At 70.8% G+C, this 21191-nt stretch carries 18 protein-coding genes and 1 pseudogene; 14 read left to right on the forward strand and 5 right to left on the reverse strand.

The window, feature by feature from the left end:
* Positions 1-67: 67 nt before the first annotated feature.
* Both ACLQ3B_RS00555 and ACLQ3B_RS00560 read right to left on the reverse strand, forming a co-directional pair.
* Positions 68-730 carry a C39 family peptidase gene (locus ACLQ3B_RS00555; RefSeq protein WP_425776363.1) on the reverse strand — a complete coding sequence of 221 codons (663 nt, stop codon included), beginning with the start codon at positions 728-730 and terminating at the stop codon, positions 68-70.
* A 923-nt stretch (positions 731-1653) separates the two neighbouring features.
* Positions 1654-3414, reverse strand: coding sequence for a family 20 glycosylhydrolase (locus tag ACLQ3B_RS00560; protein WP_425777987.1), 1761 nt, complete (start codon positions 3412-3414; stop codon positions 1654-1656).
* 225 nt (positions 3415-3639) lie between these two features.
* Here ACLQ3B_RS00560 and ppdK point away from each other — a divergent pair, with 225 nt between their 5' ends.
* Positions 3640-6348, forward strand: a complete 2709-nt coding sequence (gene ppdK / locus ACLQ3B_RS00565) for a pyruvate, phosphate dikinase (RefSeq protein WP_425776365.1) — start codon at positions 3640-3642, stop codon at positions 6346-6348.
* Positions 6349-6390: 42 nt separating this feature from the next.
* Here ppdK and ACLQ3B_RS00570 read toward each other — a convergent pair whose 3' ends face one another.
* A complete protein-coding gene (locus ACLQ3B_RS00570; protein WP_425776367.1) occupies positions 6391-6891 on the reverse strand; it encodes a roadblock/LC7 domain-containing protein in 501 nt (166 codons plus the stop codon).
* A 249-nt stretch (positions 6892-7140) separates the two neighbouring features.
* Between ACLQ3B_RS00570 and ACLQ3B_RS00575 the strand changes: the two genes are divergently transcribed.
* Genes ACLQ3B_RS00575 through ACLQ3B_RS00585 form a run of 3 tightly spaced genes read left to right on the forward strand, consistent with a single transcriptional unit; the run spans position 7141 to position 9660 of the window.
* The gene (locus ACLQ3B_RS00575) at positions 7141-7494 is read left to right on the forward strand and encodes a VOC family protein (RefSeq protein ID WP_425776369.1); all 354 of its coding nucleotides are present in this window, start codon (positions 7141-7143) and stop codon (positions 7492-7494) included.
* 42 nt (positions 7495-7536) lie between these two features.
* Positions 7537-8808, forward strand: coding sequence for a deoxyguanosinetriphosphate triphosphohydrolase (locus ACLQ3B_RS00580; RefSeq protein WP_425776371.1), 1272 nt, complete (start codon positions 7537-7539; stop codon positions 8806-8808).
* 15 nt (positions 8809-8823) lie between these two features.
* Positions 8824-9660, forward strand: coding sequence for a siderophore-interacting protein (locus ACLQ3B_RS00585; RefSeq protein ID WP_425776373.1), 837 nt, complete (start codon positions 8824-8826; stop codon positions 9658-9660).
* Positions 9661-9667: 7 nt separating this feature from the next.
* Here ACLQ3B_RS00585 and ACLQ3B_RS00590 read toward each other — a convergent pair whose 3' ends face one another.
* Complete coding sequence (locus tag ACLQ3B_RS00590) at positions 9668-10873, reverse strand: low temperature requirement protein A (protein WP_425776375.1); 1206 nt, start codon at positions 10871-10873, stop codon at positions 9668-9670.
* Positions 10874-10986: 113 nt separating this feature from the next.
* On the opposite strand from ACLQ3B_RS00590, the pseudogene dnaG reads away from it, so the two are divergent.
* The 4 genes and pseudogenes from dnaG to ACLQ3B_RS00610 all read left to right on the forward strand — a co-directional run bounded on the left by dnaG (position 10987) and on the right by ACLQ3B_RS00610 (position 15304).
* Positions 10987-12898, forward strand: a pseudogene (dnaG, locus tag ACLQ3B_RS00595) (DNA primase).
* The gene (locus ACLQ3B_RS00600; protein ID WP_425776377.1) at positions 12899-13435 is read left to right on the forward strand and encodes a hypothetical protein; all 537 of its coding nucleotides are present in this window, start codon (positions 12899-12901) and stop codon (positions 13433-13435) included.
* 126 nt (positions 13436-13561) lie between these two features.
* The gene (locus tag ACLQ3B_RS00605; protein ID WP_425776379.1) at positions 13562-14494 is read left to right on the forward strand and encodes an ABC transporter ATP-binding protein; all 933 of its coding nucleotides are present in this window, start codon (positions 13562-13564) and stop codon (positions 14492-14494) included.
* A 270-nt stretch (positions 14495-14764) separates the two neighbouring features.
* Positions 14765-15304, forward strand: coding sequence for a hypothetical protein (locus ACLQ3B_RS00610; RefSeq protein ID WP_425776381.1), 540 nt, complete (start codon positions 14765-14767; stop codon positions 15302-15304).
* 21 nt (positions 15305-15325) lie between these two features.
* On the opposite strand, the gene ACLQ3B_RS00615 is transcribed toward ACLQ3B_RS00610, so the two are convergent.
* The gene (locus ACLQ3B_RS00615; RefSeq protein WP_425776383.1) at positions 15326-15532 is read right to left on the reverse strand and encodes a flavin reductase; all 207 of its coding nucleotides are present in this window, start codon (positions 15530-15532) and stop codon (positions 15326-15328) included.
* A gap of 274 nt (positions 15533-15806) precedes the next feature.
* On the opposite strand from ACLQ3B_RS00615, the gene ACLQ3B_RS00620 reads away from it, so the two are divergent.
* The 6 genes from ACLQ3B_RS00620 (at position 15807) to ACLQ3B_RS00645 (ending at position 21163) form a co-directional block, all read left to right on the forward strand.
* Entirely contained in the window at positions 15807-16610 is an 804-nt protein-coding gene (locus tag ACLQ3B_RS00620; RefSeq protein WP_425776384.1) for a helix-turn-helix domain-containing protein, read from the forward strand.
* Complete coding sequence (locus ACLQ3B_RS00625; protein WP_425776386.1) at positions 16601-16792, forward strand: DUF397 domain-containing protein; 192 nt, start codon at positions 16601-16603, stop codon at positions 16790-16792. Before ACLQ3B_RS00620 ends, ACLQ3B_RS00625 begins: the two co-directional genes overlap by 10 nt.
* Before the next feature lie 240 nt (positions 16793-17032).
* Positions 17033-17821 carry an ABC transporter permease gene (locus ACLQ3B_RS00630; protein WP_425776388.1) on the forward strand — a complete coding sequence of 263 codons (789 nt, stop codon included), beginning with the start codon at positions 17033-17035 and terminating at the stop codon, positions 17819-17821.
* A 9-nt stretch (positions 17822-17830) separates the two neighbouring features.
* Positions 17831-18640 carry an ABC transporter permease gene (locus ACLQ3B_RS00635; RefSeq protein ID WP_425776390.1) on the forward strand — a complete coding sequence of 270 codons (810 nt, stop codon included), beginning with the start codon at positions 17831-17833 and terminating at the stop codon, positions 18638-18640.
* Positions 18641-18704: 64 nt separating this feature from the next.
* Positions 18705-19724 carry a YihY/virulence factor BrkB family protein gene (locus ACLQ3B_RS00640; protein WP_425776392.1) on the forward strand — a complete coding sequence of 340 codons (1020 nt, stop codon included), beginning with the start codon at positions 18705-18707 and terminating at the stop codon, positions 19722-19724.
* 260 nt (positions 19725-19984) lie between these two features.
* Positions 19985-21163 (forward strand): ROK family protein, encoded by a 1179-nt coding sequence (locus ACLQ3B_RS00645; protein ID WP_425776394.1) that lies wholly within the window; start codon positions 19985-19987, stop codon positions 21161-21163.
* Positions 21164-21191 lie beyond the last annotated feature (28 nt).

Here is a 21191-nt window from a genome sequence, read left to right on the forward strand (position 1 = left end):
CCCGGTCATGCCGAAGGGCCGGGCCCCGTGGTGGGGGTCCGGCCCTTCGCTTCGTGCGGTGTGGGTGTCAGCTGGTGGCGTAGCCGCGGGTGGCGATCCAGTCGGCGAGGTGCTCGACGGTGATCTGGTAGGCGGCGGTGTTGGGGTCGGCGGAGTCGGCGATGGTGACGGTGTTGCCGTTGTCGTGGTAGCCGACGACGCTGATGTAGTGCCCGCCTTCGTAGGAGTGGGTGACGCCGTCGGTGTCGGTGCTGGTCCCGGCGATGTTCGCGACGACGGCGCGGCCGTCGTCGACGGTCTTGACGATGTCGGTGCGCAGGGTGTCGGTCTGCGTGGCGTCGGCGTCGGGGTTGCTGATCTCGACCGACCGGTAGGCGTTGGCCTTGCCGGTTTCCTTGTTGAGGACGGGGGTGATGTCGTTGATGGAGTTGGTGCCGGCTTCGGTGGTGCCCATTTCCTTGGCCATGTCGTCGACGTTGATGTTCTTGCCCTGCACGGACAGGGCGTTGCGGGTGGCGGCGGGGCCGCAGTAGTAGAAGTTCGGCTGGGCTTCGTAGCGCACACCCAGTTCGCGCTCGCCGTGGCCCTTGCGGTCGGTCTGGGTTTGCGTGGTCGGCTTGCCGGTGCTCGGTGCGGCGAAGGCGGTGGTGACGGGGCCGGCGATCGCGCCGCCGGTGAAGGCGAGGCCAGCGGCGGTCAGGGCGGTCTTACGGATCAGATCGGTACGCATGATGGCGTGCTCCTCTGCATTCGGGGGTGTGCCCGCACCACCTCGGGGGTGTGGTGGTGGTGCCGGGGAAAGTTCGAGGGGGTTCTGCCCGGTGACCCGCGAAGGGGGTCGGCGTCGGGAGCAGGGTGTTCGCGGTGGCGGGTCATTCCGCCTACCCGTGAGCGGCCGGTTATGGTGCTCGGCCGTGCGGGGGATGTAACCGGGGTGGCCTGCCGGGTGTTCCCTGGGCGGCCGGGTTGTGATGCTGGGCCGTGCGGGGGATGTAACCGGGGTGGCCTGCCGGGTGTTCCCTGGGCGGCCAGGTTGCGGCCGTGCGGGGGATGTAACCGGGGCGGCCTGGCGAGTGTTCCCGGCGGCTGCCGCGCCCGGCGACTCGACGGGTCGCGGTGGCTTGCCATTTCGACGACTGCGGTGGCCTGCCAGGTATAACGACCCCGCCCGGCCGCCGATTCCGCCGCCGGGGTGGCCCCGGCCACCCGACACCACCCTGCAAACCGGACAACCCGCCCAGCCCGCCGGCCTGCCGAACCCGACACGGCGGCCACGGCAGCCTGATCCACTCGGGTTCCTGAAAGTCGTGGTGTCCCGCGGTCGGGGATACCCCGACTTCATGAAAGCCGAGTGGATCATTCCGGTCTGTGCCGTTTCGGTGGCGGAGTGGGCCCGTTCGGGGCGGGGCACACGTGCGGGGGTGGGCTGGCCAGGCGGGAGCCCGCGGTAACGGAACCTCGCGGCCCGCACGATCGTGCTTGATCCAGGAAACAGGCCCCTCCCCAGCGCCACGAGGCCACTACATCCACGATCGAGCACGATCATGGGCGCGACCGCCCGGTAGGGAGCGCGCGCCGGGGTGGACCAGCGGCCCGGTCACCGTCCGGCCCGGCCGCCGCACTCGTCACCATCACGGGCCGAGCCGAGGGGGATCAGGGCGTGGCGATGTCGGTTTGGGGCAGGTTGCGCTGGGCCGGGACTGTCGGTGTGATCGACCAGGGGATCTCGGGCGCGCGGTGGAAGGTGATTCCGGCCGTCGTCCAGCGGGGGCCCTGACCGGCCAGGCGGTCGCGGAAGGTGGCCCAGTCGTGGCTTGCCCGGGGTGACCAGCCCAGTTCGGCGATGGCCGGCAGGCGGGGCAGGAGCAGGAGTTCGATGTCGGCCAGCGAGGTGACCGATTCGGTCCAGAGCGGGGCCTCCACACCGAGCACGGCCTCGGCGGGTACGCCGGAGACGTGCGTGCCCGGATCCCAGTCGTACGCCTTGCGTACGTCGATGAGGCCGGCCCAGTCGTGCCCGATCGGGGTGTCCGGGGCGTACTTCATGTCCAGGTAGGCGTGGTTGCCGGGGGAGACGATCAGCCGGGCCCCGCGGCGTACGGCGTCGACGGTGGTGGGGTCTTCGTCGTTCGTGCCCCACCACTGCAGGACCCGCCCGTCGAGGTGGGCGGCGGGCGCGAGTTGGTGCCAGCCGACGACGGTCTTGCCGAGGTCGGCCACGATGCGCTGGACCCGCTCGACGAAACCGGTGTAGACCTCGCCCTTGACCTTGAACGCCTCGTCGCCGCCGATGTGCAGCCAGGGGCCGGGGGTGAGCGCGGCCACCTCGCCCAACACGTCGGCGACGAAGTCGTACGTCCGCTCGTCGGCCGGGTCGACGTAGCTGAAGCCGACCTCGGTGCCGGTGTACGGCGGTGGTGCGATCTTGTCGGGTGCCAGCTCCGGGTACGCGACAAGCGCCGAGTTGGTGTGCCCCGGGAGGTCGATCTCCGGGACGACGGTGATGTGGCGGGCGGCCGCGTAGGAGACGATCCGGGTGTAGTCGGCCTTCGTGTAGTGCCCGCCGGGGCCGCCGCCGACCTCGGTCGTTGCGCCGACGGTGGTCAGCTTCGGCCAGGAGTCGACGGCGATCCGCCAACCCTGGTCGTCGGTGAGGTGCAGGTGCAGGTGGTTGAGCTTGTAGCGGGCCAGGTGGTCGACCACCCGCAGTACGTCCTCGACGGCGAAGAAGTGCCGCGCGACGTCGAGCATCGCGCCCCGGTAGGGGAACCGGGGTGCGTCGGTGATCGTCCCGCCGGGCAGCGCCCAGCGGCCGGTGACCGGGGTGGGGCTCTCGATCGCCGCTGGCAGTAGCTGGCGCAGCGTCTGTGCGCCGTGGAAGAGGCCGGCGGCGGTGGCGGCGGTGACGCGTACCCCGTCGGTGGTGATGTCGAGCCGGTAGCCCTCCGCGCCGAGGTCTGTGCTGTCGTCGAGCACCAGCGCGATGCCACCGTCGGGCTCCGGCGTGCTGGTGTCGGTGACCGGCAGCGGGTAGCCGGTGGCCGGGCGCAGGAGCTGGGCGAGCTGCTCGGCGACCGCCAGCGCGCCGGGGTCGGCGGTGGCCACGATGATCGCTTCGGCCGGCAGCACCCAGTCGGCGGTCGGGTCCGGTTGGACCTGCTGCGGGGCGGGGACGACGTCGGCCAGCCGGTGCGGGGCCGACGGGGCGAGCAACTCGCCCGCCGCCCGTTCGGCCGCCTGGGCCAGTGTGGCCGCGTCCGGTTCCCCCACCGACAGCGGCGTGGGGACGGCGGTGGGGCCGGGGGAGGGGATGGTCGACACGGCGGCGACTCCGGGGGTGTATTCGCGTCGGTTATGGCAAAAGTGAGGTTCACCGGCTGGCGTGCGGTCAAGCGTACGACGCTCGGCCGGGATGCGTGATGGTGCGCATGGAAGCGTTCCCAAAAACCGGTACGAACACGGATAGTCGTGACGGCTGTGCCAATTGTCACCGAACGGTCCCAGGTCACTCGATGTTCGCTTAACCTTCGCGCACCGATCGACGTCGACCCCGGGATTACCGGCGGTCCGTCCCGGGGAAGAAGAAAACTGAACCTTCGTTAAGTGTCAATCCGGCGCGTGTGTTGTGTGGAGGCTCTGGTGGCAGCGCAAGAGACCGTCGATCACAAGTACGTCTACGACTTCTCCGAAGGCAACAAGGAACTCAAGGAGTTGCTCGGCGGCAAGGGAGCGAACCTCGCCGAGATGACCAACCTGGGCCTGCCCGTCCCGCCCGGCTTCACCATCACCACCGAGGCGTGCCAGGCGTACCTCGCGACGGGACGGGAGCCGGATGGGCTCGCCGGCCAGATCGAGGCGCACCTGGAAGCGCTGGAGCGCGAGATGGGCAAGCGCCTCGGCGACCCGCGGGACCCACTGCTGGTCTCCGTCCGCTCCGGTGCCAAGTTCTCCATGCCCGGCATGATGGAGACCGTCCTCAACGTCGGTCTCAACGACCAGAGCGTGGTCGGGCTCTCCGCACAGGCCGGAGGGAACGACAGGTTCGCCTGGGACTCCTACCGGCGGCTCATCCAGATGTTCGGCAAGACCGTCTGCGAGGTGCCGGGCGAGGAGTTCGAGCACGCGCTGGACGAGGCCAAGAACGCCAAGGGCACCCACAACGACCTGGATCTGGACGCCGACGACCTGCGTGGGCTTGTCGACGCGTACAAGAAGATCTTCTTGAAGCACACCGGTCGGGAGTTCCCGCAGCAGCCACGCGAACAGCTCGACCTGGCCATCCGGGCGGTCTTCGAGTCGTGGAACGCCGAGCGCGCGGTGCTCTACCGCCGCCAGGAGCGCATCCCGGCCGACCTCGGCACCGCGGTAAACGTGGTGACGATGGTCTTCGGCAACCTGGGGCCCGACTCCGGCACCGGCGTCGCGTTCACCCGCGACCCGGCCAGCGGCGCGCAGGGCATCTACGGCGACTACCTGGCCAACGCCCAGGGTGAGGACGTTGTCGCCGGCATCCGCAACACCGTGCCGTTGCAGGAGTTGGAGCAGCTCGACAAGTCCTCCTACGACGAGCTGCTCGGCATCATGGCCCGGCTGGAGGAGCACTACAAAGACCTGTGCGACATCGAGTTCACCATCGAACGCGGCAAGCTGTGGATGTTGCAGACCCGGGTCGGCAAGCGCACCGCCGCCGCCGCGTTCGTCATCGCCGGGCAACTCGTCGACGAGGGCCTTATCGACCTGGACGAGGCGCTGCACCGGGTCAACGGCGCGCAACTGGCCCAGCTGATGTTCCCGCGCTTCCAACTCGACCACGAGTTCCAGCCGGTCGCCAAGGGCATCGGCGCATCGCCCGGCGCGGCGTCCGGCACCGTGGTCTTCACCTCCGCCCGGGCCGTCGAGCTGGCCGCCGAGGGGAAGTCGGTGATCCTGGTGCGCCGGGAGACCAACCCGGACGACCTGAACGGCATGATCGCCGCGAAGGGCATCCTCACCTCGCGCGGCGGCAAGACCAGCCACGCCGCGGTGGTGGCCCGGGGCATGGGCAAGACCTGCGTCTCCGGCGCCGACGCGATCGAGGTGAACGTGCCGGCGAAACGGTTCACCGTGGCCGGGCAGACCGTCAACGAGGGCGATGTCGTCTCCATCGACGGCACCACCGGCAAGGTCTACCTGGGCGAGGTGCCGGTGATGCCCTCCGAGGTCGTGCAGTACTTCGAGGGCAGCCTCGACCCCGAGCACATCGACAACGCGCTGGTCCGGGCCGTACACCGGATCATGACGCACGCCGACGGGAAGCGGCGGCTGGCGGTCCGGACGAACGCCGACACCGGCGCGGACGCCGCCCGTGCCCGGCGCTTCGGTGCCGAGGGCATCGGGCTGTGCCGCACCGAGCACATGTTCCTCGGCGACCGGCGGGAGCTGGTCGAGCGGCTGATCCTGGCGCGCGCCGCGGACGAGCGGGAGGCGGCGCTGGAGGCACTGCTGCCGTTGCAGCGGGCCGACTTCGAGGAGATCTTCCGCGAGATGGACGGGCTGCCGGTCACCGTCCGGCTGATCGACCCGCCGTTGCACGAGTTCCTGCCGCCGCTGGAGCAGCTCGCCGTCAACGTGGCGGTCGCCCAGGAACGCGGCGAGGACGTGGCCAAGGAGGAGGCGCTGCTCGCCGCCGTTCGGCGGATGCACGAGGAGAACCCGATGCTCGGGCTGCGGGGCGTCCGCCTCGGCCTGGTCATCCCCGGCCTGTTCGCCATGCAGGTCCGGGCCATCGCCGAGGCGGCGGTCAGTTGCGCCCGTAACGGTGGCGTGGCCAAGCCGGAGATCATGGTGCCGCTGGTCGGGGCGGTGCAGGAGCTGGAGACGGTACGCGCCGAGGCCGAGAAGATCATCGCCGAGGTGGTCGGGGACAGCGGTGTCGAGGTGCTGATCGGCACCATGATCGAGGTGCCCCGGGCGGCGCTGACCGCCGGGCAGATCGCCGAGGCCGCCGAGTTCTTCTCCTTCGGCACGAACGACCTGACCCAGATGGGTTGGGGCTTCTCCCGCGACGACGTCGAGGGCGCGTTCTTCTGGCGTTACCTGGAGCTGGGCATCTTTGGCATCTCGCCGTTCGAGTCGATCGACCGCGACGGCGTCGGTCGGCTCGTGCGGATCGCCGCCGAGGAGGGCCGGGCCGCCCGGCCCGGGCTGAAGCTCGGCATCTGCGGTGAGCACGGTGGCGACCCGGACTCGGTGCACTTCTTCCACGAGGTCGGCCTGGACTACGTGTCCTGTTCGCCGTTCCGGGTGCCGGTGGCGCGGCTGGAGGCCGGTCGGGCGGTCGCGGAGAGCGGCGGGTCGGACAGTCGCTGACGCACGTCGGCGGCGGCCCGGTCACCCGGCCGCCGCCGACGCTCAGATCGGCGGACGACGCCAGGTGGGTCGGGACGAGCGGCGCAACTGCGCCGGCAGGGTCGCCATCGGGGTACGCGTGGCCAGCGGGGCGTGCGCGTCCGGCACGGCTGTCGCGCCGATGCCCCCGCCGCGAACGTCCAGCAACGAGCCCGCTCGGCGGGCCACCGCCCGCGCCTCCTCGTGCAGCGCCTCCAGATCCCCCGCCGCCGACACGGTGACGAGGGTCAGCAGAGCGCTGCGCCCGGCCGGGTAGGTCACCACGCAGCCGGCGGTGGTGCACACGACGGACTCCCGGAACTCACCCTGCCGGACGGTGTCGGCCACCCGGTGACCGAGCCCGAAACTCGCGGCGGCGAGCGCGGCGAGGTGGGTGGCGTCGGTGTTGGGCAGGTCGCTGGAGATGAGCAGCCCGTCGGTGCCCGCCAGCACCGTCCCGGCGATGTCGGGTCGGCGTTGGCGCAGCCCGCGTAGCTCCGTTCCCATCACCGTGTCTGCGTCCACGAGCGTTGCCCCTCCGGTCTGCTCGGCGTGTCAGTCGGCTGGTCACGTTCCGCGCTGGGAACGCTACCGCTGGCCACTTCCGACCGCGAGCCCGTAACCCTCGGCAATCGGTTGGCAACTGCGGGCCAATCGGTGGTTGTGCCATTCGTCGATGCGTCGTGAGCGCGTCGGGCGTCGGGGGCGGGCGTAATCTTGGCTCGCTCGTACACGGCCGATTGGGCGCCGCGTCGAACGGGAAGAGGTGACTGCATGACAAGTGTCTGGGAGAGCCTGACTGTCGACGCCCGCGATCCGGCCCGACTGGCCCGTTGGTGGGCCGAGGCGCTCGGCTATCAGGTCGTCACCGAGACTCCGAGCGGCGTGGAGATCCGCCAGTCCCCGGACCAGTCGCCCGCATTGTTCTTCGGCCCGGTGGCCGACGGCAAGGAGCGCAAGAACCGACTGCACCTCGACCTGCGCCCCGCCAACCAGGAGGCCGAGGTCGAGCGCCTGGTCGACATGGGCGCGCGGCACGTCGACATCGGTCAGGGTGAGGTCGACTGGACGGTGCTGAGTGATCCCGAAGGCAACGAGTTCTGCGTGTTGCGTGAGCGCGAGGAGTGAGCCGGTCTTGCGAGCCCCGCAGTCGCGAACAGCGGTGGCTGCGTGAGCGCGAGGAGTGAGCCGTGGGCGGCGGACGCGCGGTTGGTCGAGGAGCCGCCCAAGGACACCGGGCATCGCCGGTCGCCGTACGAGCGCGACCGGGCCCGGGTGCTGCACTCGGCGGCGTTTCGCCGGCTGGCCACCAAGACCCAGGTGCACACCGCCGGCACTGACGACTTCCTGCGTACGCGGCTGACCCATTCGCTGGAGGTGGCTCAGATCGCGCGGGAGATGGGTGCCCGGCTGGGCTGCGACCCGGATGTGGTGGACGTCGCGGGGCTCGCGCACGACCTGGGGCACCCGCCGTTCGGGCACAACGGTGAGGCTGCCCTGGACCTGCTCGCCACGCCGTGCGGTGGTTTCGAGGGCAACGCGCAGACCCTGCGGGTGTTGACCCGCCTGGAGGCGAAGGTGCTGGCCCCGGACGGCTCGTCCGCGGGGTTGAACCTGACCCGGGCGTCGCTCGACGCGATCGGCAAGTACCCCTGGCGGCGGCGGCCCGGGGAGCGCAAGTTCGGGGTGTACGCCGACGACGCGGCCGTCTTCGACTGGATCCGGGCCGGTGCGCCCGGCGACCGGCGCTGCCTGGAGGCCCAGGTGATGGACTGGGCGGACGACGTCGCGTACTCGGTGCACGACGTGGAGGACGGCATCCACGGTGGCTACGTCACGTTGCGTCCGCTGCTCACCGACGCCGACGAGCGGGCCGCGCTGTGCGCCGACGTGGCCGCCGCCTACTCCGGGGAGTCCGCGTCGGACCTGGCCGAGGTGCTCGTCGATCTGCTGACGGGTCCGCTGCTCGCCCCGTTCGCCGGGTACGACGGCAGTCATCGCGCTCAGGTCGCGCTGAAGGCCACCACCAGTGGGGTGACCGGGTTGTTCGTGTCGGCGGCGGTGGCTGCCACGGAGGAGCGCTTCGGTCCGGGCCCGCACCGGCGCTACGGCGCCGACCTGGTGGTGCCCCGACTGGTCCGGGCGCAGTGCGCCCTGCTCAAGGGCATCGCGTTGCGATACGTGATGCGTCGCAGTGGTTTCCGGGGTCGCTACGAGCGGCAGCGCACGATGCTGGCCGAGGTGGTCGCCGCGCTGGTCCGGAGCGCCCCGGAGGGGCTCGATCCGATCTTCGCCCCGCTGTGGCGGGCCGCACCGGACGACAAGGCCCGACTGCGGGTGGTGATCGACCAGGTGGCCTCGCTCACCGACCCGGCGGCGGTGACCTGGCACACCCGACTGGTCGGCAAGCGGACACCCCTGACTGATCACGAGCCAGCTTAGGCTAACCTAAGCGACATGACGGAACGCCCCAGGAACGTCACCTCGGCCCGGGTGCTGCGCACCGAGCGGCCCACCCCGCACCTGATCCGGCTCGTCCTCGGTGGGGACGACCTGGTCGGCCTGCCGGTGGGCGAGTTCACCGACCACTACATCAAGGTGGTGTTCCCGCAGCCGGGTGTCGCGTACCCGCAGCCGCTGGACCTCGCCGCGATCCGCCGCGACCTGCCCAGGGAGCAGTGGCCCCGGCTGCGCGCGTACACCGTGCGGCGCTGGGATCCGCTGGCCGGGGAGCTGACCGTCGACGTGGTGTACCACGGCGACGAGGGGTTGGCCGGCCCGTGGGCCGCCGCGCTGCGCCCCGGTGATCCGGTGCACTTCGTCGGCCCTGGCGGCGCGTACGCCCCGAGCCCGGACGCGGACTGGCATCTGCTGGTCGGTGACGAGAGTGCCCTGCCGGCGATCGCCGCCGCGTTGGAGCGCCTGCCGCTGGGCGCCCGAGCCCACGTCTTCGTGGAGATCGCCGACCCGGCGGACGAGCAGAAGCTGCTCAGCCCCGGTGCGGTCGAGCTGACCTGGCTGCATCGCGGCGACCGTCCGGTGGGCGAGGCGCTGGTCGCGGCGGTGCGGGCGTTGGAGTTCCCGGCTGGCCAGGTGCACGCGTTCGTGCACGGCGAGGCCGCCTTCGTCCGGGAGCTGCGCCGGCTGCTGCGCGGCGAGCGGGGCATACCCCTCGACCGGCTCTCCATCTCCGGCTACTGGCGGCGCGGCATGGACGACGAGGGTTGGCGCTCCACCAAGGCCGACTGGAACCAGCAGGTGGCGGCCGAGGAGGTAGCTGTCGCGGCGGCCTGAGCGCCGGTCATCCCTCGGGCGTGCTCGTCTCCTTGCCGGCCCGGGACAGCCGTCGGCTGAGCAGGACGGCGTACCCGACGACCGCCAGGGCGAGCAGCGACAGCATCAGCTTCGGCTGGTGCACCGTCCCGGTGATCAGGCTGACCGAGACCACCCCGTAGGCGGCGATCGCCAACCGGGCGGCGCTCGGTCGGGTCCACAGCCAGTACAGGGCGAGCCCGCAGGCCGTCCAGACCACCATCGAGGCGCCCAGCAGCAGCCGCAACTCCAGCGGCAGTCGGTTCGCGTTGTCGTCGACCAGCCGGACCACCTGCCCGAGCGCCCAGCCGAGCAGCAGCAGTGCGCCGCCGAGCGGGATGTGCAGATAGCTGTATGCCTGCCCGCCCCGCAGGCGGCTCTGGAGGAGTCGGGTGGTGACGAATGTGGTGTAGACCCACCAGACGGCGGCCGGGATCAGGAACGCCATCGCGGCGGTGAGGATCATGTGTGGCGGGGGGTGGTCCGGCACGGCGAAGAGCAGGCTGGCCAGCGCGCTACCCAGCACGATGATGGTGAACTGCCCGATCCGTTCCGGCAGGTGCCGGTTGTCCACCGGCCAGCGGTTGAGCCAGCGCGCGCCGACCCAGGGCGTGGCCAGTTCGATGACCATCGCGATCACCCACAGCGTCGGGCGCCGGCCGGCGGGGAGGGTCAGCGACACCAGCCAGATCAGCCAGCCCGAACCGAAGCCGATCAGGTAGATGGTCGTCACCAGGCGGGCCATCGGGCTGGTCGGCCGGGCGCGCAGGTACAGCAGGAGCAGCACGCCCCGCACGATCAGGTACCCGACCGGCAGGAGCACGCTCTCCGGCACCTCGTCCACGCCGAGCGTCATCGCGCCCGCGCCGACCAACGCGATCAGCACCAGCAGCCGGTGCAGCGCGTCGTCCGGGTCGAACCGGGTGTCGTAGAAGACCTGCCCCACCCAGGCCCACTGGACCACCACGAAGAGCCCGATCACCGCCAGCACGGCCGTCGGCGACGGGGTCGGGTCGCTGCCCAGCCGGGCGACCACCGCCGCCAGCGCGTACACGAAGATGAGGTCGAGGAAGAGCTCCAGCCAGGTGGCGTGCCGGTGGCCGGCCTCGTCCGTCTGCGGGGCCTGGCCGCGTAGCCCCAACCACGCGCCGAACCATCGCGGCACGTGGGGGCCGGCGGTCCGTACCCTGCGCATCTGGTCATGGTCCCCGCGCGGGCCCGGCCCCCGGGCCGGAATCGCGCAGCCGGCAGCGGTCGCCGCCACACCGGCGTCCCCCGGCCGGCGTGTCGTCGGTCCGGCAGGGCAGGATGTACGGCGAGGGGGTGGCGCATGGCTGGGCGGATCCGGGACGAGGACATCGCACTGGTCCGGGAACGCACCTCGATCGGGGATGTGATCTCCGAGACGGTCACCCTGAAGTCCGCCGGCGGCGGCAACCTCAAGGGCCTGTGCCCGTTCCACGACGAGAAGAGTCCGTCGTTCAACGTGTCTCCGGCCCGCAACGTCTGGTACTGCTTCGGCTGCGGGGCCGGCGGCGACGCGATCAAGTTCCTGATGGACGCCGACCACCTCAGCTTCGTGGAGTCCGTCGAGCGGCTGGCCGGCCGCGTCGGCATCCAGCTGCGCTACATCGAGGACGACAAGGGCACCCCGCGTCCCCGCCCGCAGCAGGGTCAGCGGCAGCGCCTGGTCGCCGCGCACGCCGCCGCCGTCGAGTTCTACCGCGCGCAACTGAGTACCGCCGGCGCGCGGCCGGCACGGGAGTTCCTGGCGCGACGGGGCTTCGACCGGGCCGCCGCCGAGCGTTACGGCTGTGGCTTCGCGCCGGACGGTTGGGACCTGCTCACCAAGCACCTGCGCCAGCAGGGCTTCACCCACCAGGAGCTGGTCACCGCCGGGCTGTCCCGGGAGTCCCGCTCCGGCACCCTGATCGACAGGTTCCGCCGACGGCTGCTCTGGCCGATCCGCGACCTCGCCGGTGACGTGATCGGCTTCGGCGCGCGCAAGCTCTTCGATGACGACGACGGCCCGAAGTACCTGAACACCCCCGAGACGCCGATCTACAAGAAGTCGCACGTGCTCTACGGCATCGACCAGGCCAAACGGGAGATCGCCAAGCAGGGCCGAGCGGTGATCGTCGAGGGTTACACCGACGTGATGGCCTGCCACCTCGCCGGGGTGACCACGGCGGTGGCGACCTGCGGCACGGCCTTCGCCGCGGACCACATCTCGGTCCTGCGTCGGCTCCTGTTCGACAGCGACGAGGTGGCCGGCGAGATCATCTTCACCTTTGACGGCGACGCCGCCGGGCAGAAGGCCGCGTTGCGCGCCTTCGAAGACGATCAGCGCTTCGTCGGGCGCACGTTCATCGCGGTCAGCCCGGACAACATGGACCCGTGTGACCTGCGGCTGGCCAAGGGCGACCTGGCGGTGCGTGATCTGGTCGCCCGCCGTGAGCCGCTTGTCGACTTCGCGCTGCGACACGTGATCAGCCGCTTCGACCTGGACACCGTCGACGGCCGGGTCGAGGCCATGCGCCACGCCGCGCCGCTGGTCGCGCGACTGAAAGACCGGGAGAAGCGCCCAGAGTACGTCCGCAAGCTCGCCATGGACCTCGGCATGGAGATCGAGCCGGTGCAGCGGGCGGTGCTCGCCGCCGGCAACACCCCGCCGCCCGGCACCCGCGACGCCCGCGACACGGCCCCCGCCGCCCGGCCGGCCTCGGCCCGCCCCGAGCCGGCACTGGACAGCCCGCAGTCGATGGTCGAACGGGAGGCGCTCAAACTCGCCCTCCAGCAGCCGGTCCTGGCCGGGCCGATGTTCGACGCGGTCGAGGCCACCGAATACCGCCACCCGGTGCACGTCGCGGTGCGTACGGCCATCGCGGCGGCCGGTGGCGCCGCGTCGGCGACCGGCGGCGCGGTCTGGATCGAGTCGGTCCGGGACGCCTGCGACGACCTGGCGTCCGCGGCGCTTGTCGGTGAGTTGGCCGTCGAACCACTGCGGATCGACGGCGAACCGGACCCGCGCTACGTGTCGATCACCATGGCTCGGGTGCAGTTCGGGTCGGTGACCGCCCGGGTCCGGGACCTCAAGTCACGCATCCAGCGGATCAACCCGGTGAACAACAAGGACGAGTACTTCGCCGCCTTCGGTGAGCTGCTGTCCCTGGAGCAGCACGCCCGGGCGTTGCGCGAGCAGGCTGCGGGAGGCCTCTAGATGGGACTGTTCAGCCGCAAGCCGAAGCTTCCGCCGGCCGACCGGCCGCCGCTGACCGCCGACGAGCGGGTGCTGGCGTGGGCCGCCGCCGGCAACGGCGAGGGCGACGGGGTGGTGGTCGCCACCAACCTCGGGTTGTGGCTGCCCGGTCGAGGGCAGCGGCTCGGCTGGCACACCATCCTCAAGGCGGTCTGGTCCGGACGGGAGCTGACCGTCACACTCGCCGAGCCCGTCGCCGAGCGGGACGGCTACACGGTGGTCGTCGACGGTCCGGCCGAGACGTACCTGCTGCTCGACCCGGGTGAACTGCCCCACCAGGTACGGGCCCGGGTGACGCACTCGGTCGCGTACACCGAGCACCAGCCGGTGCCCGGCGGCGCCGCGCGGGTCGCGGCCCGGCGCGTGGCCGGGGTCGACGGTCTGACCTGGACGGTCCGACTCGACCCCGGCACTCCGGCGGACGACGAGGCCCTGCTCGCCGAAACCGATCGGCTGGTCGGCGTGGCCCGCGCCGCCACCGCACCGGCCGACGTCTGACCCGTGCCCCGCTGCGGCGATCTTGCACTTTCTGCCCCGACATTGGGAGCGTTTCCCCGCATTTCAGCGACCGGAACTGCAAGATCGATGTGGTGGGGTGTCGGACGTGGCCGCTAGGGTCGGTCGGTGACTTCGGGGCGACCACTGATTCAGGCTCGCGGGCTGGTGAAGCGGTTCGGCGACTTCACCGCCGTGGACGGCATCGATGTCGAGGTGCGCCCGGGTGAGGCGTTCGGCTTCCTCGGGCCCAACGGCGCGGGCAAGTCGTCCACCATGCGGATGGTCGGCTGCACCTCCCCGCCCAGCGGGGGTGAGCTGCGCATCCTCGACCTGGATCCGGTGGCTGACGGGCCGGCGATCCGGGCGCGCCTCGGTGTCTGCCCGCAGCTGGACAATCTCGATCCGGAGCTGACCGTCCGGGAAAACCTGACCGTCTACGCCCGCTACTTCGGCATCTCCCGCCGGGCGGCCCGGGAGCGGGCCGACGAGTTGCTCGACTTCGTCCAGCTCACCGAGCGGGCCGACAGTAGGGTCGAGCCGTTGTCGGGTGGGATGAAGCGTCGGCTGACCATCGCCCGCGCGCTTGTCAACGATCCGGAGATCGTGTTGCTCGACGAGCCGACCACCGGGCTCGACCCGCAGGCCCGGCACCTGGTGTGGGAGCGGCTGTTCCGGCTCAAGCAGCAGGGCGTCACGCTGGTGCTCACCACGCACTACATGGACGAGGCCGAGCAGCTCTGTGACCGCCTGGTGGTGATGGACGGCGGCCGGATCGTCGCGGAGGGCTCGCCCCGGGCGTTGATCGAGCAGCACTCGACCCGCGAGGTTGTCGAGCTGCGCTTCGCCGCCGAGTCGCAGGAGCCGAACGCCCGCAAGCTCGACGGGCTGGGGGAGCGGGTCGAGGTGTTGCCTGACCGGGTCCTGCTCTACGTGCCCGACGGCGACGCGGCGGTTGCCGAGGTCACCGCGTCGGGGCTCCAACCGGCGAACGTGCTGGTGCGGCGCAGCGGCCTGGAGGACGTCTTCCTGCACCTGACCGGCCGCACCCTGGTCGACTGACGGGCCAAGCGGACAGTTGGCGGCTCAGCCCCGCGACATTTCCGTCATATCGCCCCGGACCCGCCGAAGATCCACTCCGTTTTCAGGAAGTCGGGGTGTTACGGCGAGGCGGACACCCCGACTTCCTGAAATCCGAGTGGATCAAGGGGACCGGACGTTCGGCGGGGCCTGGACTGGCGGCGAAGACGAGGGCGCGGCGAAACCCAGGCGACAAGATCGACTGGGTCGCCGTAGGGTGACCGGCGGCTTGTCGTACCCCGGGGGAGTTTCATGTCTGATCTGGTGACCGCCAACCGACGTCAGGCCGGGCTCACCGCCCTCTACCTGGGCATTTTCGCGATGGTCTGGTTCAGTGTGCCGGCGGCGGAGCAACCGCTGCGCGCCCTGCTCGTGGTGGGCAGCATCGTCGCGCTGCTCACCGCCGTGCTGGGTGGCGTGCTGTCCGCCCGACTGCGGCGGGTCGGCAGCCCTCGGGACCGGGCGGCCGACCGCCCGTACCTGCTCATCGTCGTCGCCGAGTTCGCCGCCGCCGGGCTGGGTGCCGCCGTGCTGGTCGCCGCCGACTGGTCCGAGTACGTTCCGGTGCTGGTCTGCCTGGTGGTAGGTCTGCACTTCTTCCCGCTCGCCCCACTCCTGCGGGACCCGCTGCTTCGTCCGCTCGGTGGCGCGCTGTGCCTGGTGGCGGCGGCGGGCCTCGTCACCGGCCTCGCCTCGGCGGTCTCCGCCGGTCTGGTGGTCGGCGTCGGCGCGGGAGTGCTGCTGCTCGGTTACGCCGTGCAGGCGCTGGTCCGCGCGTACCGACCGGCCTGACCAGCGGCCAACGATCACCGTTCAACGGGCTCTGGCCCAGGTGAGGAAGCGGTCGGTCAGTCGGTCGTGGCCGGCGAGGTCCCCGGCCGCCTCATAGAGCAACGTGGCGAGGTAGACGAGCAGGCCGATCCGGTCCTCGCGGTACTCGCCGAGCAGCGCCAAGCGGGCCGGTGAGCAGGGCCATGCCGCGCCGCAGACCCGGCAGCGCCAGGACGGGCGTGCCGCCACGTGTGGACGGTACCGGGGCATCAGCGCCCGCCACCATCATGAGCCGACCGGGTGAGCCGCACGAAGGAACCTCCATCGGGTGGGTGGGGAGCGCCCCGGACCGGGGGGTCACGGGGCGCTCCCGGCCTGGTTCCGCCCGCCGTCCGATCCCGTGAGCGGTTCCGCTGCGTGACAGTCTGGTGAGGATCCGACTACGGTGGGAGGTTCCGCACGCCGACGACCAGCGCGTACGGCGAACGGCTCGGCACGGTACGGGAATGTACGGAGGTTGTCCGTGGAGAGTTCGTCCATGCTGGAGCACTTCGCGGAGGAGCTACGGCTGGCTCGGGCCGTCGGTGGGATGTCGCAGACGGCGCTGGCCGAGGCGTTGAGCTATTCCGGGGCTTTGGTCGCCAAGGTGGAGACATCCGAGCGCCGGCCGAGCCTGGACTTCGCCCGCCGGTGTGACGCCGTGTTCGGGGCCGACGGTCGCTTCGAGCGCATCCAGCGGCGGATCAGCCGGGAGGCCGTGGTGCCGTGGTTCCGCGACTGGGCCGGGGTCGAGCAGGAGACCACCGCGCTGCGGTGGTTCGAGCCGCTCTACGTGCCGGGCCTGGTGCAGACCGAGGATTACGCCCGCGCCATCCTGGCGGGGGCCGGGCTCTTCGCGGCGGACGAGGTCGAGCAGCAGGTGACCGCCCGGCTCGACCGGCAGGGCGTGCTCACCCGGGACCGGCCACCGTTGCTCAGCGTGGTCGTCGACGAGTACGCGCTGCGCCGACGCATCGGCGGGCCGGAGGTGATGCGCGAGCAGTTGCGTCACCTGGTGAAGCTCGGCTCGGCCCTGCCCCGGGTGCGAATCCAGGTCGTGCCGCTGTCCGCCGGTGCGTACGCTGGGCTCGATGGTCCCTTCGTGATCGCCACCGCCGCCACCGGTGAGGATGTCGTCTACCTGGACGGGCAGCGCCACGGGCAGGTGATCGACCGTGTCGAGTATGTACGGCAGATGGTCGAGGTGTGGGAGTCGATCCGGGGTGAGGCACTATCGCAGCAGCAGTCCCTCGACCTGATCGCGGAAGTGGCGGAGACATGGAGCTGACCGGCGCCCGGTGGCGCAAGAGCACCCGCAGCAACGGCAGCGGCGGTGCCTGTGTGGAGGTTGCCGCCAACCTGCCCGGGCTGGTGGCCGTGCGCGACTCCAAGGACCCGACCGGCCCGGTGCTCGTCTTCCCGCCCGACGCGTGGCGCGCGTTCGTCGACTCCGACCCGGTCCGCCGATAACTGGCGGCCCCGCCGTCTAGATCCACTCGGCTTTCAGGAAGTCGGGGCATCGGGGTCGCTCTGACACCCCGACTTTCAGGAAGCCGAGTCGATCAAGAGCAACGGGGCGACCGGGCGACCGGGCGACGACGTGAAACCCCGGCGACACGTCGGGCGGGGGCGTCGTAGGGTGACCGGCGGTCTGTCGTACCCCGGGGGTAGACAGGTCCTGGTGGTCGGCGCGGTGGGCGGGGTGATCGGGTGAGTGCGGCGGGGTCGGTGCGGTTCCCACGGGTGCCGGCGTACGCGGTGTTCGAGCACTACCTGGTGGGTCTGCGGCGCACCTGGCGGGCCGGGGTGTTCTCCTCGTTCCTGCTGCCGGTGCTGACGGTCCTCGGCTTCGGGTTCGGCGTCGGCGCCTACATCGACCAGGGCGTCGGCGGGGTGCGTTACCTCGACTGGCTGGTCCCCGGGCTGATCGCCTCGACCGCGCTCCAGGTGACAGTCGGCGACTCGACCTGGCCGGTGTTCAGCAACTTCCGGTGGGTCAAGACCTACTTCGCGCAGGGCGCGTCGCCGCTGCGGGTCGCTGACATCGTGGCCGGGCACCTGGCCTTCGTGCTGTTTCGGGTGCTCACCACGATCGCGGCGTTCCTGCTGGTCACCGGGTTGTTCGGGGCGTTGCGGTCGCCATGGGCGGTGGTCACCCTGCCGGTGGTGGCGTTGCTCGGGCTGGCCGTCGCCGCGCCGACCTTCGCGTACGCCGCGTCGGTGTCGAGCGACAGTTGGCTCGCGATGCTGTTCCGGTTCGCGGTCATTCCGATGACGCTCTTCGCCGGGGTGTTCTTTCCGGTCGAGTCGTTGCCCGACGCGCTGCGGTGGCTGGCGTACGTGACGCCGTTGTGGCACGCCGTGGACCTGTGCCGCGCGGTCACGCTGGGCACCGCCCCACAGTGGTCGGTCGTCGGGCACCTGCTCTACCTGGCCGCCTGGGCGGTCGCCGGCTGGTTGCTGGCGGTGCGCGCGTTCCGTCGCAAGCTCGTCGTCTAGGGAGAGTTCGTGGTCACGCTGATCCTGCCCCGGCTGGTCGACGTCTCCGCCGCGTCCCGGCGGTCGGCGTCGGTGCTCGAACGCAACGTCGCGGCGCTGAGGCCGGTCTACTGGCTGCTGCTGCTCTCCGGCTTCGTGGAGCCGTTGCTCTACCTGCTGTCCATCGGGGTGGGCGTCGGCGCGCTGGTCGGTGACCTGCCGTTGCCGGGCGGGCGGCTGGTCTCGTACGCCGAGTTCGTGGCCCCGGCGATGCTCGCCTCCTCGGCGATGACCGGGGCGCTCTCGGAAACCACTTTCAACTTCTTCGGCAAGATGAAGTACATGAAGCTGTACGACGGGGTGATCGCCACCCCGGTACGGCCGTTCGAGATCGCCCTCGGCGAGTTGGGTTGGGCGATGCTGCGGGGGAGCGCCTACTCGGCGGCGTTTCTCGCTGTGATGGTCGCGCTGGAGTTGACAAGCGTCTCCCGCGCGCTGACCACCCTCCCGGCCGCGGTGCTTGTCGGGTTCGCGTTCGGGGCGCTCGGCATGGCGATCTCCACCCTCATGCGCAGTTGGCAGGATTTCGACCTGATCGCCTCCGCGCAGTTCACGCTCTTCCTCTTCTCCGGCACCTTCGTGCCGGCGCAGGCCTACCCGACAGTGCTGCACTGGCTCGTCGAGATCACCCCGCTGTACCGGTCGGTGCACCTGGTCCGCGGGCTCGCGCTGGGCGATGGTGGCTGGCTCTGGTTGCTCGACGTGCTCTACCTGCTGGCGATGATGGCCCTCGGTCTGCTGGTGGCTTCTCGCCGAATGGCGAGGTTGCTCTACAAGTAGGGGTTATCCGCGCCCGTCCACGGGGCATGTCCGGAGGTGACACTGCCGACCAGGAGGAGGGGCGATGACCTCGGACGAGTCTTCCGCCCAGCGTGAGCGTGATCCGGCCACCGCGCCGGTCGGGCCCGACGCGGGGCCGGACAGCCCCACCGACCTGCCCGGCAGTGGCTGGAAGGCGGCGATGCGCCGGACGATCACCGAATTCCAGGACGACAGCCTGACCGACTGGGCCGCCGCGCTGACCTACTACGGGGTGCTGTCCATCTTCCCCGGCCTGCTGGTGCTGATCTCCCTGCTCGGCCTGCTCGGCGAGAGCGCCACCGAGGGCGTCAAGGACACCGTCAACCAGGCGGTGCCGAACGACAGCATCCAGAAGATCATCGAGGGCGCTATCAACACCGCCCAGCAGAACGGCGGCCTGGCCAGCATCGCGGCGATCATCGGTCTGTTGGCCGCGTTCTGGTCCGCGTCCGGCTACGTCGGTGCGTTCATGCGCGCGTCCAACACCATCTACGACGTGCCGGAAGGCCGGCCGATCTGGAAGACACTGCCGATCCGGGCCGGGGTGACCGCGGTGATCGGCGTGCTGCTGCTGGTGTGCGCGGTGATCGTGGTCTTCACCGGCCGTCTCGCCGAGTCGGTGGGTGACGTGATCGGGGTCGGCTCGACGGCGGTCGCGGTGTGGGACGTGGCGAAGTGGCCGGTGCTGCTGATCCTGGTCAGCCTGATGTTCGCGATCCTCTACTGGGCCTCGCCGAACGCGCGGCACGGCGGCTTCCGCTGGGTCAGCCCGGGCGGCGTGCTGGCCGTGGTGATCTGGCTGGTGATCTCCGGCCTGTTCGCCTTCTACGTGAGCAACTTCGGTTCGTACGACAAGACGTACGGGACGCTGGCCGGGGTGATCATCTTCCTGGTCTGGCTGTGGCTGAGCAACATCGCGATCCTGCTCGGGGCTGAGTTCGACGCGGAGTTGGAGCGTGGCCGCGCGATCGCGGCCGGGCACGCGGTGGACGACGAGCCGTACGTCGAGTTGCGCGACGATCGCAAGCTCCGCAAGAAGCGCAACGCCGCGGGTCGCCGCTGACGGTCCCGCTCGAAACGCCCCGCCACCGAGGATCGGCTGGCGGGGCGTCTGCGTGTCCGTCGATGGAACTGCGGGCGAGGGTCCACGGGCTGTCCGTGACTCTTTCCATGATCGACTAGTAGCTTTTGTTCTTTCGGACAAAAGTTGCTCGCGAAACGGTTGAAGCTCTTTACAGGCGGCGTGGAACGCTCTTACTGTGTCGGACACAACACATCGGCATTGCGTCGATGTGAACGCTGCCAATGAAGAGGGGGCTCCCGGTGCGGACCGTCGACCCCCTACACGTGCGCCTGTTGCGGTTGCTCCGCGACGAGGGCGCAGTGTCCCGCGCCGAGCTGGGCGACCGCCTCCAGATGCCGCGCCCACGCATGCTGGCCGAGCTGGATCGCCTGGTGGCACTGGGTTACGTCGCCGAGGCCGGCCTCGCCGCATCCCGAGGCGGGCGTCGCTCGACACTCGTCGAGTTGAACCCGAAGCTGCGCCTCGCCGCCGTCGACCTCGGCGCCAGTTCGATGGACGTCGAGGTGGTAAACGGCCGCCTCGAACCGGTGGCCCACTACGCCGAGGCGGCCGACATCCGCAACGGCCCGAAGGTGACCCTGCAACGGGTCAACGAGCTGCTGCACAAGGCCCGGGTCGACGGCGCGTACGAGCGCCTGGACGCGGTCGGCATCGGCGTACCCGGCCCGGTCAGCTTCCGCGACGGCGTGCCGGTCTCACCACCGATCATGCCGGGCTGGGACCGGTTCCCGGTGCGTGAGCTGCTCAGCCGGGAGCACGGCTGCCCCGCGGTGGTCGACAACGACGTCAACATCATGGCCATCGGTGAGCGGCACGGCGGGGTCGCCCACTCGGTGGACGACTTCCTCTTCGTGAAGATCGGCACCGGCATCGGGTGCGGCATCTACCTCACCGGCGAGGTCTACCGGGGCACCGACGGCTGCGCCGGCGACATCGGCCACATCCAGGTCGACTCGCACGGTCCGATGTGCTCCTGCGGAAACGTCGGCTGCCTGGAGGCGCTGTTCAGCGGTGCCGCACTGGCCAAGGACGCGGCCGCCGCCGCCCGCAGTGGGACGTCGCCGGCGCTGGCCGAGCGGTTGGCCCTGCGCGGTGTGGTGACCGCGCTGGACGTCGCCGAGGGCGCCGTCGAGGGCGACGTGACCTGCATCCAGTTGATCCGGGACGGCGGACGACGGGTCGGCGGAGTGCTCGCCGGCCTGGTCAGCTTCACCAACCCGTCCATGATCGTGATCGGCGGCGGGTTGGCCCAACTGGGCCACATCCTGCTCGCCGAGATCCGCAGTGTGGTCTACCGCCGGTCGCTGCCACTGGCCACCGGCAACCTTCCCGTCGTCCTGTCCGAGCTGGGCGGCCGTGCCGGTGTCACAGGCGCGGCGGTGCTCGCGAGCGACGTCGCCTTCGGGGAAGCATCGTGAGCGCGAGGAGTGAGCCGGGTTCGCGAGC

It is taken from the genome of Micromonospora sp. DT53, assembly GCF_049841535.1.
Classification (GTDB): domain Bacteria; phylum Actinomycetota; class Actinomycetes; order Mycobacteriales; family Micromonosporaceae; genus Micromonospora.

Excerpts from the sequence above, each read along its gene's own strand:
- ACLQ3B_RS00555 (WP_425776363.1), bottom strand. The coding sequence starts at position 730 with ATGCGTACCGATCTGATCCGTAAGACCGCCCTGACCGCCGCTGGCCTC.
- ACLQ3B_RS00575 (WP_425776369.1), top strand. The coding sequence starts at position 7,141 with ATGACAAGTGTCTGGGAGAGCCTGACTGTCGACGCCCGCGATCCGGCC.
- ACLQ3B_RS00585 (WP_425776373.1), top strand. The coding sequence starts at position 8,824 with ATGACGGAACGCCCCAGGAACGTCACCTCGGCCCGGGTGCTGCGCACC.
- ACLQ3B_RS00590 (WP_425776375.1), bottom strand. The coding sequence starts at position 10,873 with ATGCGCAGGGTACGGACCGCCGGCCCCCACGTGCCGCGATGGTTCGGC.
- ACLQ3B_RS00600 (WP_425776377.1), top strand. The coding sequence starts at position 12,899 with ATGGGACTGTTCAGCCGCAAGCCGAAGCTTCCGCCGGCCGACCGGCCG.
- ACLQ3B_RS00610 (WP_425776381.1), top strand. The coding sequence starts at position 14,765 with ATGTCTGATCTGGTGACCGCCAACCGACGTCAGGCCGGGCTCACCGCC.
- ACLQ3B_RS00625 (WP_425776386.1), top strand. The coding sequence starts at position 16,601 with ATGGAGCTGACCGGCGCCCGGTGGCGCAAGAGCACCCGCAGCAACGGC.
- ACLQ3B_RS00640 (WP_425776392.1), top strand. The coding sequence starts at position 18,705 with ATGACCTCGGACGAGTCTTCCGCCCAGCGTGAGCGTGATCCGGCCACC.